This is a genomic window from Paenibacillus sp. Y951 (assembly GCF_056786395.1).
On record NZ_JBXCIY010000001.1, the window covers coordinates 324,598 to 337,308 of the forward strand.

16 protein-coding genes are annotated in these 12,711 nt (G+C 34.4%); 13 read left to right on the top strand and 3 right to left on the bottom strand.

Translation table 11 applies throughout. The features are described 5' to 3' along the window. Nucleotides 1-70: 70 nt before the first annotated feature. The gene (locus AC1TPB_RS01720; RefSeq protein ID WP_482074896.1) at nt 71-316 is read right to left on the bottom strand and encodes a hypothetical protein; all 246 of its coding nucleotides are present in this window, start codon (nt 314-316) and stop codon (nt 71-73) included. A gap of 334 nt (nt 317-650) precedes the next feature. Here AC1TPB_RS01720 and AC1TPB_RS01725 point away from each other — a divergent pair, with 334 nt between their 5' ends. Further along, complete coding sequence (locus AC1TPB_RS01725; RefSeq protein ID WP_482074897.1) at nt 651-899, top strand: hypothetical protein; 249 nt, start codon at nt 651-653, stop codon at nt 897-899. Nucleotides 900-937: 38 nt separating this feature from the next. Here the strand turns inward: AC1TPB_RS01725 and AC1TPB_RS01730 are convergent, their stop codons facing one another. Beyond that, nucleotides 938-1,615, bottom strand: coding sequence for an HAD hydrolase-like protein (locus tag AC1TPB_RS01730; protein ID WP_482074898.1), 678 nt, complete (start codon nt 1,613-1,615; stop codon nt 938-940). 409 nt (nt 1,616-2,024) lie between these two features. Between AC1TPB_RS01730 and AC1TPB_RS01735 the strand changes: the two genes are divergently transcribed. From AC1TPB_RS01735 to AC1TPB_RS01755, 5 genes are all read left to right on the top strand, one after another. After that, nucleotides 2,025-2,843: a tyrosine-type recombinase/integrase gene (locus tag AC1TPB_RS01735; protein ID WP_482074899.1), complete on the top strand. Its 819-nt coding sequence runs from the start codon at nt 2,025-2,027 to the stop codon at nt 2,841-2,843. Between the two features lie 122 nt (nt 2,844-2,965). Further along, on the top strand, nt 2,966-3,427 hold the full coding sequence (locus AC1TPB_RS01740) for a hypothetical protein (protein ID WP_482074900.1): 462 nt from the start codon (nt 2,966-2,968) through the stop codon (nt 3,425-3,427). A gap of 32 nt (nt 3,428-3,459) precedes the next feature. Further along, nucleotides 3,460-3,789 (top strand): hypothetical protein, encoded by a 330-nt coding sequence (locus tag AC1TPB_RS01745; protein ID WP_482074901.1) that lies wholly within the window; start codon nt 3,460-3,462, stop codon nt 3,787-3,789. A gap of 31 nt (nt 3,790-3,820) precedes the next feature. Beyond that, a complete protein-coding gene (locus tag AC1TPB_RS01750) occupies nt 3,821-4,156 on the top strand; it encodes a hypothetical protein (protein ID WP_482074902.1) in 336 nt (111 codons plus the stop codon). Next, nucleotides 4,122-4,910 carry a hypothetical protein gene (locus AC1TPB_RS01755; protein ID WP_482074903.1) on the top strand — a complete coding sequence of 263 codons (789 nt, stop codon included), beginning with the start codon at nt 4,122-4,124 and terminating at the stop codon, nt 4,908-4,910. The genes AC1TPB_RS01750 and AC1TPB_RS01755 overlap by 35 nt, the downstream gene beginning before the upstream one ends. 196 nt (nt 4,911-5,106) lie before the next feature. On the opposite strand, the gene AC1TPB_RS01760 is transcribed toward AC1TPB_RS01755, so the two are convergent. Then, entirely contained in the window at nt 5,107-5,511 is a 405-nt protein-coding gene (locus AC1TPB_RS01760; RefSeq protein ID WP_482074904.1) for a DUF4181 domain-containing protein, read from the bottom strand. A 406-nt stretch (nt 5,512-5,917) separates the two neighbouring features. Between AC1TPB_RS01760 and AC1TPB_RS01765 the strand changes: the two genes are divergently transcribed. From AC1TPB_RS01765 to AC1TPB_RS01795, 7 genes are all read left to right on the top strand, one after another. Continuing rightward, nucleotides 5,918-6,154 (top strand): ribbon-helix-helix domain-containing protein, encoded by a 237-nt coding sequence (locus AC1TPB_RS01765; protein ID WP_482074905.1) that lies wholly within the window; start codon nt 5,918-5,920, stop codon nt 6,152-6,154. A gap of 16 nt (nt 6,155-6,170) precedes the next feature. Next, complete coding sequence (dnaN, locus tag AC1TPB_RS01770) at nt 6,171-7,307, top strand: DNA polymerase III subunit beta (RefSeq protein ID WP_482074906.1); 1,137 nt, start codon at nt 6,171-6,173, stop codon at nt 7,305-7,307. Nucleotides 7,308-7,774: 467 nt separating this feature from the next. After that, nucleotides 7,775-8,338, top strand: coding sequence for a sigma-70 family RNA polymerase sigma factor (locus tag AC1TPB_RS01775; RefSeq protein ID WP_482074907.1), 564 nt, complete (start codon nt 7,775-7,777; stop codon nt 8,336-8,338). Beyond that, nucleotides 8,335-9,372, top strand: a complete 1,038-nt coding sequence (locus tag AC1TPB_RS01780; protein ID WP_482074908.1) for a DUF4179 domain-containing protein — start codon at nt 8,335-8,337, stop codon at nt 9,370-9,372. Before AC1TPB_RS01775 ends, AC1TPB_RS01780 begins: the two co-directional genes overlap by 4 nt. A 110-nt stretch (nt 9,373-9,482) precedes the next feature. After that, the gene (locus AC1TPB_RS01785) at nt 9,483-10,181 is read left to right on the top strand and encodes a hypothetical protein (protein ID WP_482075079.1); all 699 of its coding nucleotides are present in this window, start codon (nt 9,483-9,485) and stop codon (nt 10,179-10,181) included. 126 nt (nt 10,182-10,307) lie between these two features. Further along, a complete protein-coding gene (locus tag AC1TPB_RS01790) occupies nt 10,308-11,435 on the top strand; it encodes a DUF4261 domain-containing protein (protein ID WP_482074909.1) in 1,128 nt (375 codons plus the stop codon). Nucleotides 11,436-11,503: 68 nt separating this feature from the next. Continuing rightward, nucleotides 11,504-12,670 (top strand): PD-(D/E)XK nuclease family protein, encoded by a 1,167-nt coding sequence (locus tag AC1TPB_RS01795; RefSeq protein WP_482074910.1) that lies wholly within the window; start codon nt 11,504-11,506, stop codon nt 12,668-12,670. The last annotated feature ends 41 nt before the right edge of the window (nt 12,671-12,711 follow it).

Here is a 12,711-nt window from a genome sequence, read left to right on the forward strand (position 1 = left end):
AATGAGTTTACGCTGTCAACTGGCGTAGAGTGTGCCTTTGGTAGTAACAACTGTATGCTCTAGTCGATTTTTATGAACAACGCATAACTGCATGGTTAACATCTTTCTTATTTATTAAAACATTTTTATCATTATCAACCTGATGCATAATTTCTTCGCTAGTTAAGCAATTGAACAGAGATTCCCTCAATGCATCATTCATATTTTGGTGGTGTGCAAATACAACAAATTCATCCTGTTCGGTGTTTTGCTGGTTACATGAAGTAACTAAACTTAGTAATATTATACAACCAAAAATTAACCTAAATGTTTTCAAATTTCTCTCCTCCTGAATCTGATAGACTAAGAAAAGCTTTATTTATTCAAGTGTTTCTACATTTTCATGAGAGTGTGGAATTTAACAAAGCTACGTGGATTGTATACCTATGATAATAGTTCCACCCAGCAACGTCATACTAATTATAGCTGATACGTTTCGGCTTGAAACGCCATAATGCATTGTATTCGTTATCTATTAGCCATTAATAATCGACTTAAAAAATGGAGACAACGATGTTAGTGAATGCCTGTAAATATAAGAGGTAATTCTGTATGCACGAGAAATACTGATAGCGAACCGATACAACTGCGAAAAGGATAAAAAGTATGAAATGACTAATACAACACTTGATGTAGATGAAAAAACGTCCTCTAGGGACGTTCAATTTGATTTCTGCTTGTACTCTAATAAGCTATTACGAAGGTTGAAAGATCAGGATTGGTTAGTCTACGGTGGTGATTCAGTTAAACGGAGGATTAGGAAAAAGGCTAAGGAGCAATCAGTTAATCTGTTTGATCTCTTTGTCGCTCATGGCGCAGAAAAGGATATTATATGGAAAGTAAAGACACTCACTGCATAAAGGGGTGGGTGTCTTTGCTTTTAACTCATATTATTGAACTATAGTTCCCCGATAGCGTAAACCTTTAACTGTGATACTATTGTTTTTAGTTCAATTAAGTCATCTATAACTATATCAGCCTGAGAAAGTTCATCTTCTTGTGCAAAATCAAAATTACATCCTATTGCAACTAACCCATTATCTTTAGCCGCATTTATATCTGAAAGGCGATCTCCTACTACTGCTCCATGGGTAATACCATACTTTTTTACAATAGTCTTAACTAAATCTGATTTATTCAACGATTCAATCTGCTGAATACTAAATGTTTCAGTAATACAATTATCCAAATTATAGTGATTAACAATCGTTGTTAAATATTCCGTTAAGCCATTACTTGCTATATAAATTGAACAATTACTCTCAGTTAAATAACTGAAAACTTCCTTTACGTTAGGATATAAAGCACCTTTTCCACTTCTGATATTTTCAATTAATCTTTCCAGAAAATAAGCATCAGTTCGTTCTCTTACTTCAATGGAATGATTGGGTAACAAAGCTTCCCATACTTTTGGCAAAGGTACGCCCATTATTTCACGGTATTTATCAATAGGAGTTTCTCTATCCCATTCATTTAGTGACCTCAAATGATTAAAAGCATCTTCGAGTGATATTTCTAAAATCTTATCTGTTTGAAAAAGTGTTCCATCCATATCAAAGATGAGTGATTGAACCATAGACTTCCTCCTTTTCTAGTCCCCAACAACAAAATATGGTTTCCTTATATTACCGATATAAACTAAATATGTACAAATATATTGTTACAGAAACTTGTCCGTTAGCTTATTGAACTTTGATAGAGTCAAGTGATTACATTACGACAATAACAGACCCACCCAGCTACCCATGTTATTAATCACGATAGCGATAACAAAATAAAGGTAAATAACCGTATATTAACTATATTCTAACGGTGAGTGAATCGTAAATCAATCAATTTTCCTGGAATTGAAAAAGCTAATGCACACAACGGTTTTTTAGGCACAATAAAATTTTGCCGATAGCACCACGATAGGATTGTCGTTAGACTTACAACTTAATATTTGCGTAGAATTATTTATCATCATTTTAAGGGAGGAAAGGTGTATGTTAACCAAGTATATTGATGAAGGACTTCGAGGTAAGTCAGCAACAACAATTAAGACCTACCATCATGCATTACTACAGTTTGAAAAATGGTTAGATGGTGCAGGAACAGACATTGCTAATTATGCAAGGTCTGATGTTCAACAATATATAGACTATTTAACTGCTAAAAAGAAATCAGCAGCCACAATCAATAAGATATGGAATGCTATAAAGTCATTTTCTAAGTGGGCTGGGAAACACGATACTATTGAAGATATTGCAGTTGTCAAAGTAACCGATATAAAGAAACAAGCACCTAAAGCAATGGATAAGCTTGAACGTAACAAGTTGATAAGAGACATAGATCGTACTGGAAATAAAAGAGATTTTGCAATTCTCATGACGTTGCTTATGACTAGTATCAGAGTGTCAGAATTAGTCGCTTTAGACCGATCAGACGTTGATGTAAGCGAGCGTAAAGGCTCGTTGGTTGTTAGGTTGGGTAAGGGAAACAAAGAGCGAAAACTACCACTGAACGTTGAGGCTAGAAGAGCAATTGAAAAGTATTTAGAAGAACGAACAGATAGCCATCCAGCTTTATTTTTGAGTAATAGACAAGAACGAATTAGCATTAGAAGCGTACAACATCTAATGCAGAAGAATGGACATAACGCCCATCAGACACGACATAGCTTCATTACTGGTCTTGTACGTGCAGGAGAAGATATTAGTGTAATTCAAAGTATTAGTGGACATATGAGTGGCTTTTTGTATGGGGACACACTGAGGGATAGTTTAATTCAAAATTATGCTTTTAATAAGTTGAGAAACCCATAGCATATCCTGTCAGCTACCCATGAGTTGAATTTGAAGCGAAATGACAAAGACGTTTGTTCCAGTATATGGTACTATTACTTTGTTGAAAGAATGATTTTATATAAATTGGGAAGTGATGATTGTTGGATATAACAAATGAAAGTATCAATGATATTTTTTATGATGACGGCAGTCTAAGAGATATATATGTATTAAATTGCGATTTGCACGACTGGCAATCCTTCTTGGATTTGGTGACTAAATCAAAATGGCATATTGAAATGTTTAAAGATGGTAATCAAATTGATTTTTCATATCTTGAAGCACAAGAACTCTTTGAAAATAAGAAGAAATTTAGTATCTACATCTCAGTTGAATTTAAAGGAGTTACAATTAACAGTCATTTCTTTTATGAGAAAGAACTTCAATTTGATATATCTCCTAGACAGATAAAAAAGCTTGAAAAAGCTAAAGAAGTTTTTGAATATATGAATATTATTGCCAGACTGCTCAAAAAACAAGTTATTCTTACTCCTGAAAACAGTCCTGATGCCCCTTTAGTAACTATTGACCCAGATGGACAACACAATAACTCAATTCAATGATAGCACGATATTATATATAGAGGTGAAAACGATTGGATACAGAAACCCTAAGTGATTTCATTGTAAAACATAGTGTGTTTCAACGAACAATAGATGGGTTTTGGATTTACATAAAAAATTTGAAGTTAGAAGACCCAGAAGATTTTGAAACTACTTGGAAAGATGCTGACTTTGGTTTATTAAAAATTGTACTTAAAAAAGTATCTCTAACAATTAACTATCGTTTTGATGCTCCGATTGAGTATGTTCAGGCTTATGCCAGTGTCATTAGAGATGGTGAAGAAATTGCAATTTATCATTCTTTATTTAATCTTGATGGAACAGACAATGACGATGTATTGAGTTTCACTGTCTTTGAATGAAAGAGCAATTTTTATGGAAAGGAAAAACACAATGGATACAAAGGCGAGTAAGGCAATCTTGATTAAGGTTAGTTATTTGGTAAATCTAAATGAAGATGAAACTGATTTACTCGATAATGTTACTAGTGAAATTTCGCATGACCAAAAAATAGTGATTAATAGTGAAGTAAAGAACATTGAATGGGTAGAAACTTCTTCATTAGAACTTACCCCGAACGAAATGAATTGTGCAATGGTGCAACTGTCGATGGACGACTGTTATGTGATGAGTGTTTACCTGAAAATCATAGATGGGCTTTCTAATAAAACATGGATTCCTTGGGGAAAGAAGAGTGAAACCAGTTTATACAAATTTAAGTTTTGCTGACTGTATGGGTAACCAATTGAAATCAGAAGTAGAAAGGCAATTATCAAAGGACTTAAAGTGTTATGGAATAATCCAAGATGAATATAAGTTTGATTGGTCTGATTGTTGTATAGAAGGGCATAGAACCAAATATTTAGATGGTGCAGTTGAGAATTTCTCTAGTATTATGGTATTTAATGCTAATGATGAATTAGTTGCCGATGGATGGATGGAGTTTATACACGAAGATGATGTATTTATTGCATATTGGAAGTTTCTTGATAAATATCAAGACGGTCAAGAAATAACACCTAAAGGACTAGGGTTATCACCAAGGGGTTCAAATATTTTCACAAAAAGAGCAATATTAAATGTAGGCTTTATGCTCGAACAATCTAAGGTAGCATTGGAAGTCCGTAATCAAGCATTAAACATCATTCTCAACGCTACAGACGAACAAAAGGTATACGACATTATCCAAGAGAAAGAGTTATACATGAATATCATGTTCGCTCAAACTGAGGTTGAACGTGCAACATTACTAATCTATTCATTTGCTAGGAACAACGAACAGGCTCATAGTATCATTACAAGCCGATTGGAAGCCTTATTGTTCATCGTAGACCTAGATGAAATGGTAGAGTGTTCGGATTATCTGATGCGTTCATTCGGAGTTATACAGCGTGATGTGAACAAGATTAACAAACTTAAGAAGCGTAAGAACCCCCTTAGCAGATTTGAAGCGTGTAGCAAAGATCAACAGGTTCAACTTTGAATTAGCTTATAGCGACAATCATAGCAAGCTCATAGAAGCGTTTGCCATGCCTGTGTTTAGTGAGAATAAAGTAGAGGAAGATTAACAGAGGTTGTCTAATCGTTAATACTGGGCTATCTGTGGGCTTGTAATGGTGTAACAAAGGACTTGCATATATGGAAATCAAAACATATACGCAAGTCCTGTTTTGATTGAACTAAGCACCATGATAGTTGAATATCAAATTAAGAACATTCAATTTGATAATAAAATAGATGAATATAGCAGAGAACACTAAACTACATAATGTCATGATATATTCTCTAGATTCTTTTTGATATTTCCATTCCATAAATGCACGGTATAAATTTAAAACAAATATAAACATAATCAATATAATAGGAGATTCAAAGTACGGAGACGAGTATACTAACTGAATAAATAAGCTAATAATAAATAGGACTAGCAATATTCTTTCAACTATTTTTTGACTTTTGTTTACTGGTTTGTATATAAAACTTTTTCGTTTTTCTACATTGAGGACTCTTCGTAACATCTTCTCACCAAAAAAAGGAAGAAGGAAGGCAAGAAGAAGTACAATGAAAAATTTTAATAATAACATGTATCTATATCTCCCTTTCGCTTCAACTTTACCTGCTCCGTTTGTTTAATGACTAAATAATCTGATGGTTAAGTCTAGTTTACCATATTTACAAATATTAGGTTGTATGAATAAGTATACTTTTTGACACTGTTGTTAAATAGAAGCGGGCTGTGAAGATTTCTTACGATGCCAGCTAAAGCTTTTGGCGAGGCTCAATACTCATTAGAAGTCCCCTGAAGGTGGTTTACCACTGCTTTGTGCTTAGCACTTTCAGAAAAAGCGTAACCACTTCCACCTATGAATGACTATGTGTTGTTTTTTAGTGATGGTATTGAAAATATTGTAAATATATAGATGGTATGATAAAATGAAAATATGTTTAATTGATTAAAGTTACTTAAATCAAATGGTGGAGCGAAGCAAAATGAACAATAATAAGATCAAAGTTGGAGTCTCTAATAAGGAAGGTCAGTTAGGCTTTGTATTTACAAGAGGTGGTCTTCGAGAGGGTTCAGGAAGAAAGAGTATAGGTGTGACTAAGAAAGTATCGTTAACCCTGACGGAGGAAATTTGGAGTAATATCGAAAAAAATTGTACAGACAATAAGCTATCTCGCTCCGAAGTTATGCGTAACATTCTTGAGTCCTTTTATTCAAATTAATCTAATTCGAGGTTAGGTGAGGTCTTTGCTAGTTGAGATAACGAAAGATTCTCTAATGAATGCTGTGCAACACGTAATAAAGGCTGTAGCAGTGAACAGCCCGATACCTATACTTGCAGGAATATATATTCAAGCACGTGCAGATGGCATTATTTTTACTGCAAGTAATACAAGTATGACAATACAGTCTATGATTCCTCAAGACGGTGTTTCTGTGATTATTCAAAGAACAGGGGCTGTAGTTATACCATCACGCTATTTTTACGACGTTATTCGTAAACTTAATGATGGAATGATTGTACTTGAAATTAAAGGGCAATTAATTCTTACAGTCATGTCAGGTCATTCTCAAATACGTTTATGCGGAATGGATTCGAAAGAGTTTCCGTCTATTAACAATCGAGAGCAACATCCACCTAATAAACTTCGAATTAACAATGCTTTGTTTAGGTCGGCTATTAAACAGGTAGCGACAGTGGCATCTACGTCCGAGACTAGACCAGTATTAACGGGAGTCTCCCTTAATTGTAATAATGATTTCCTAACCCTTATTGCTACTGACGGAGTTCGCCTTGCTTCTCGAACTTTACATATAGAAAATAATACAAACGAGAGTTTTAATGCTATTATTCCTGCAAGAAATATTTATGAAGTATCAAAAATGTTGAGCAATGAAGATGAAACAACTGAAATTGAAGTGAGCAATAATCGGATAAGATTTATAGCAAATGGACTGAAAGTCGAAACTGCTCTAATTGAAGGAACTTTTCCATCTATAAAGAATGTGATCCCACAATCTTATTTGTGTGAAATCTTAGTTGATAAAGCTAGTTTGTTGACAGCGGTTGAATGCGTATCTGTATTGGCTAGCGAGAATATTATTAGGCTAGTAGTTGATACTGATAAATTAAAACTATTATCCAGAACAGCGGAAATTGGGGATGTTGAGAATGAAGTTCCTTTACTAGAGATGAGTGGAGAAGAATTTATCATTTCATTAAACGGAAAGTTTTTAATGGATATACTTCGTAACAGTGATAGTGCGAGTGTCAGAATACGATTTGCAGGGAAAACTAGTCCCATTGTCGTACTTCCTAACGAAACACAAATGTCTACTTTATTCTTGATTACTCCTCTGAGGACACATAATTGATTGTTTTGGTTTGTGAAATGTGGTCGTTCCTAATAAGTTTACTTCTATTAGAAAGCATCACTTAACAAGAATAAATATTATATCTATCATAAGTTGATCCCCTACATTTGTAAGGGGTTTTTACTTGTAATGGAATACTACTTCACAACAATGACCACTTCTTAATATTCATTAAGGAGTAATCATTGTTGAAATTATCTTTAAAATAAAAGGATAAAAGTAGCAATCCTGATAGGTAAAGTGATATATTTATGTGGACAATCCATTAAATATAGATCCGAGTTTTTGTAAGTGTGAACTTACAAACTTTTATCTCAATAACAATTATTACGCAAACTAAATAACTTCAAGAAGACTAGAACTCAATGCATCTGTTTGAGTACTAGTCTTTTTTGTTGAGAATAAAGTTTAGTGAGTTTCGTTGTACAATATGAAAAAGCTTTTTCAAAAATGAAGGAGATATTAATATGAAAAGTTCTTCTGAAAATTTTATAGCAAGGTTAAAAAAACAAAGAGAAGATGCACTTGAGTACATCATTGATAGGTATATGCCACTCGTTAAAGTTATTGCAACTAAAATTTTGTATACTTCGAATCCATCCGCTATAGATGAATGTATCAATGATGTGTTTTTAATGGTGTGGAACAACGCTTATCAGTTTCATGGTGATGCCAACGATTTTAAAAAGTGGATTGGCATCATCACGAAATATAAAGCGATTGATCGTTATCGTCAGGCTGAAAAAAGAATGGTACGCGAACAGTCAGATGACAAGCTTATTCAAAAAGCAAGTACATTAAATACAGAAGAGAACATTTTGAAACAGGAAGAAAGAAATACATTATTAATGGCTCTTAGTCAACTAGGCGAATTAGATTGTGAAATTTTTGTTATGAAATATTATTTGGAGTTTTCCAATAGTGAAATTGCTGAGCAGTTAAGCTTATCGAAAGCTGCTGTAGATAATCGCCTATATAGAGGCAAAAAAACTCTTGCATCAAACACAACATTAAAGGAGTTATTTATATGAGTATGAATGAATGGGTCAATATAGATATTGAAAGTTTAGAGCTGTTAGAGGTCACTGAAATCGAAAAACAGCGAGTGAAGCACTATGTGTTGAATAAGCATAAAAAGCCATCGTTGTGGAAAAATATCGCTATTATTGCTGCCCTTATGGCTGGTATTACGACTGTTACAGGATTTGCATTTCCGACTATAGCGGCACAAATTCCAATTGTTAATAGTTTAATGAGTTATATAAAAGACGATTTCAATCGCTTCACTAAATTTGAACAATTTTCTAATGATATTGGTCTTGTTCAATCGAGCAATGGTATCACAATTATGATTGATAAAGCTGTATATGACGGTAGAAATATTACTGTTTCTTATATCGTTGAAACGGAGAAAGATTTTGATACTGATTTAGCACCATCTAGTTTAAATTGGTTTATTGTAAATGGTGCTAGCATGTATATTGGAGGTGGAAGTATAAGAAATATTAGCGATACACAATATAGTGGTTTGATTAACTATATACCACTCTTTCCTAATGATGAGTTTCCAGAAACAGTACAGATTACGATGAACCCAGATTATTTTTACAGTAGTACACATAATTTAGTTGTAAATGGAGACTGGTTATTTGAATTTTCGTTAACGCGTTTAGATAGTGATATAAAGTTAATGAATGAAACAACGATGCATCCAGAAGTGAATTTTACAATCAAATCGCTTGAATACACTGATGTATCTACAATTATGGAATATGAGCAACTCGTTACACCTGAGTTACTAGCGCGTTGGGGGACTGTATACCCTACTTTTCATATTTCAGATAATCTTGGTTATGTGTATATGGATGGAATAGAAGAATCAGGTGGGGGTATTACAGTTGAAAATGAAGTATTGCATACAGGAACGACCTCATTCGGAGCAGTTGATAAACGGGCGAGCCAGCTTATTATTAAACCGATTTCCGTTCAGAGTATTTTTAATAGTGAAAGCCAATCTAAAATAGAACTTGAACCGATTGTAATTGAGTTTGAATTAATCGACTAAATAGGTTCTAATGAAGGGACATAATATTTGACGCGATACAAAAAAACGATTCCAACATATGGTATTATTAACTGACCACCACAATTTTAATAATAAATCGAAGGTAGGAAATTATATTGAAAAAACGAATTGGATGCTTACATGCTCATTACTCTAATATAGAGTATATAGAGCAATCACTGTCTGCATACGAAGTTGAATTACTCCATTTTGTAGACCCTGCTTTAGTATTGCGAATATCATCTGATGATAATTTTAGCTTGGAACAAGCACAAGAAAAGGTTAAGGAACAGATTGAATGGATTGCTGGGAATAAGGTTGATGCAATTCTAATTACTTGCACGAACTACATTGCGTTACTCCAAGAAAATCAGCTAACAACATCAGTTCCGATCATTAAGATTGATGAACCATTCTTTAATTACATTTGTAATCATGAGCAACCTCACATACTAGTTTTTACAAATCCTGCAACGGTTGAAGGAACAATGAAGCGACTCTATAGCTTCGCCCATACTTACGGAAAATCGCCGTTAATCGAAACTCAAGTCATTGACAATGCTTTTGAATTAATAATGCAGGGTAAGAAAGCGGAATATCTTAATGTACTTTCCCAATACATTAGGAATTTAATAGAATCAGATTCAAATAAGTTAAAGTCTATTTCTGTAGCCCAATTATCAATGGTTGATGCTGTCAGGAATATTTATAAAGAAATCAATGTAAGTGTTGGTAGTCCATTAGAGCCATTGGTATCTTACATTGAAGAAATCTTACAATTACAAAAGAAAATGCCACTCCATAATTAGGAGAGGCATTTTCTTTATATGCTGATATAAATCATATAGTCAAAATTTTGAATACTAAGTCTGATTCCTTATACCAGAGGGTAATAGTATAATTTATAAAAACATACTTTTTAAGGAGGGAAATTAATGAAAGCTCAAGAACAAGTAGCAATGCAATCTATGATTGACTGGCTGGCAGATGAACACGAACTCGGGCGACAACCCAATAAAATAGAAATTGCAGGAGAATTTGATTTACATAATATGCATTACTACATATTCAGATATAAAAAAACAATGCTCGGAACATGGCTCCTTGGTGTATGCGGAGGCTATGATAATCCGTCTGATACCGAGCATTGCGGACATGTATTCAGCGAGATGCAACGTTATGACCCTGCGACTGCAGAGCAAGAAGCTGTTAAGATGGTAGAAATGATCCGTGAGTACTGGATGGAGCAGGCTGCAGCTTATGAAGCTGAGCAATCCCAAGGAGACCAGACGGCAACGGAGGACAATGAATCTGGTATTTTTAACGGGTTCGTTTTGTTGAACTCCGCAGAATGTGATCTTGATCAGATCAAAGCCAACCTTCTGAACGACTGGAATATCTCCTGCTCGCCGGCAGAGGATGAGGAAAGCTCCGAAGAGACAAAGGAAGGAATTCTGGTCTTTGAAGTGGACGGCTACATGTTAGCGGCAAGCTTTGTCAATGCTCCCATACCAGACGGTGAGGCAGAGCATTATGCAGGGGGAAACTACCTGTGGAAGGAAGCAGTGGAAGTTACTCGAACTCATGTATCTCAAATCATTCTGGCTGTATTTACCCGTTCAGGCACCCCGCTGGACAGCGGCAGGCTATATACGAAGTTGGCGGCCAGTTGTCTAAAGCTTCCTAACGCATTAGGGATTTATACATCTGGCACCGTATTTCAGCCTGAACTTTTTCTAGATATGGCTGAACTTATGAAGGATAAAGATATGTTTCCTTTACTGAATCTGGTTTACTACGGTCTGGTTGGGACGGAAACTGGGCTCAATGGTTATACCTATGGGCTAAGGGCCTTTGGTAAGGATGAAATCGAAATCCTGGACAGCCAAGCATCCCCTGCCGATCTGCGTGACTTCCTGATTACTCTTTCTGGATATATTGTTGAAGAGAACGTCACTTTAAGGGATGGAGAAACGATCGGCTTCTCAGCAGAACAAAAGCTGTCGATTTCCCGTTCCGAGGGCGTCTATGTCGATGGGGATACTCTCAAAATCCAATACTAATCTACGATAGTAACTATATCTATCGTTTTCCCTAACTTAACATATTTATTATAATAGGAGAGTTTACCATGAATATATTTAAAGTTTTATCATCCAACGATGGTTCTATTAATGAACCAAATTTAACATCATTTGTAGCATACTTGTTAGATCCTAATGAAAATCACGGTTTAGGATCCAAGTTCGTTGAAAAATTTCTAACACCGATAGTACTGGAAAATAGAGAGCAGTATAAGGATCTTATTTATCATAATAAGATACGAGATTTGTCTAGAAATTCAAAGTATGAAGTAAGAGTTCAAGCAGAAGTGAAAGTAATAAGCTCAGAAAGAGGGCTTACAAAAAAAACAAGAGATATCGATATTGTTATTGAGCTATATGACAAGTTATTTTCTGAAAACGTTCCTAGATATTCGTTCTGTGTTGAAAATAAAATAAATGATGGAGCCATTCAACATGGAGATAATCAGCTTTTAGAAGAAATTATTGGATTAGATAATTACTACAGAGGCTATTTATTGGAGAAAGAACAGCCCATAATTTCCTTTATATTTTTAACCCACAGTGGGAGTAAGCGAGCGATAAATGAATTTAATGCACTATTGTCTGCATTGGAGAAAGAAAAATTATTAGTACCTTGTTTTCACTTATTCTGGGGGGAAGAAGAACAGCATGATGAAATAGAGATTACTATCGTTCATTTGCTAATTGGGATTCTTACAGAAGAAGCGGTTGGCAAGATTGAACCTATCTATGACTATACTAAGCATACAATCAAGTCATTTATTTCCTTTATTTATTCAGGATTTAAATCCTATAAGGAAGAAAAAAATCTGTTAATTGAGAAATCGAACTATGGTAAACCAGTTATTCAATACATCGCTGATTTTTATGATATTACAGAATATGAGAAAGATATAGATTATGATGAATTAAAAAGCTGGGTAAGTAACAGAGTGAAAGAAAGATCAGGAAAAATATTAAAAAGCGCAAACTTTGATCGTTCGTATATTGTTAACGATCGAAATAGAAAACATTATGGAGTTACTAGTCCGTTTAAAGTGGAGAAAAATCTATTTTACTATCCTAATGAGAATAATAAAAAGGTGATTAGAAAGATAGACCTAGCCAATACACCTGAAAATGTGATGATTTATTGGAAGAATAATAATAATCCAGACGGCACGGGTTCTGCTTTACTAACAGAAGTATATGCTGATAGCGATGTAAATTAATTATATAACGGAAGGTTAAACTATAACCTAAAAACCCGAAA

What these genes read in the sequence shown, in the direction of transcription:
- AC1TPB_RS01765 (WP_482074905.1), top strand. Translation starts at nt 5,918, where the DNA reads ATGAACAATAATAAGATCAAAGTTGGAGTCTCTAATAAGGAAGGTCAG.
- AC1TPB_RS01725 (WP_482074897.1), top strand. Translation starts at nt 651, where the DNA reads ATGACTAATACAACACTTGATGTAGATGAAAAAACGTCCTCTAGGGAC.
- AC1TPB_RS01775 (WP_482074907.1), top strand. Translation starts at nt 7,775, where the DNA reads ATGAAAAGTTCTTCTGAAAATTTTATAGCAAGGTTAAAAAAACAAAGA.
- AC1TPB_RS01735 (WP_482074899.1), top strand. Translation starts at nt 2,025, where the DNA reads ATGTTAACCAAGTATATTGATGAAGGACTTCGAGGTAAGTCAGCAACA.
- AC1TPB_RS01780 (WP_482074908.1), top strand. Translation starts at nt 8,335, where the DNA reads ATGAGTATGAATGAATGGGTCAATATAGATATTGAAAGTTTAGAGCTG.
- AC1TPB_RS01790 (WP_482074909.1), top strand. Translation starts at nt 10,308, where the DNA reads ATGAAAGCTCAAGAACAAGTAGCAATGCAATCTATGATTGACTGGCTG.
- AC1TPB_RS01795 (WP_482074910.1), top strand. Translation starts at nt 11,504, where the DNA reads ATGAATATATTTAAAGTTTTATCATCCAACGATGGTTCTATTAATGAA.
- AC1TPB_RS01750 (WP_482074902.1), top strand. Translation starts at nt 3,821, where the DNA reads ATGGATACAAAGGCGAGTAAGGCAATCTTGATTAAGGTTAGTTATTTG.
- AC1TPB_RS01760 (WP_482074904.1), bottom strand. Translation starts at nt 5,511, where the DNA reads ATGTTATTATTAAAATTTTTCATTGTACTTCTTCTTGCCTTCCTTCTT.
- AC1TPB_RS01730 (WP_482074898.1), bottom strand. Translation starts at nt 1,615, where the DNA reads ATGGTTCAATCACTCATCTTTGATATGGATGGAACACTTTTTCAAACA.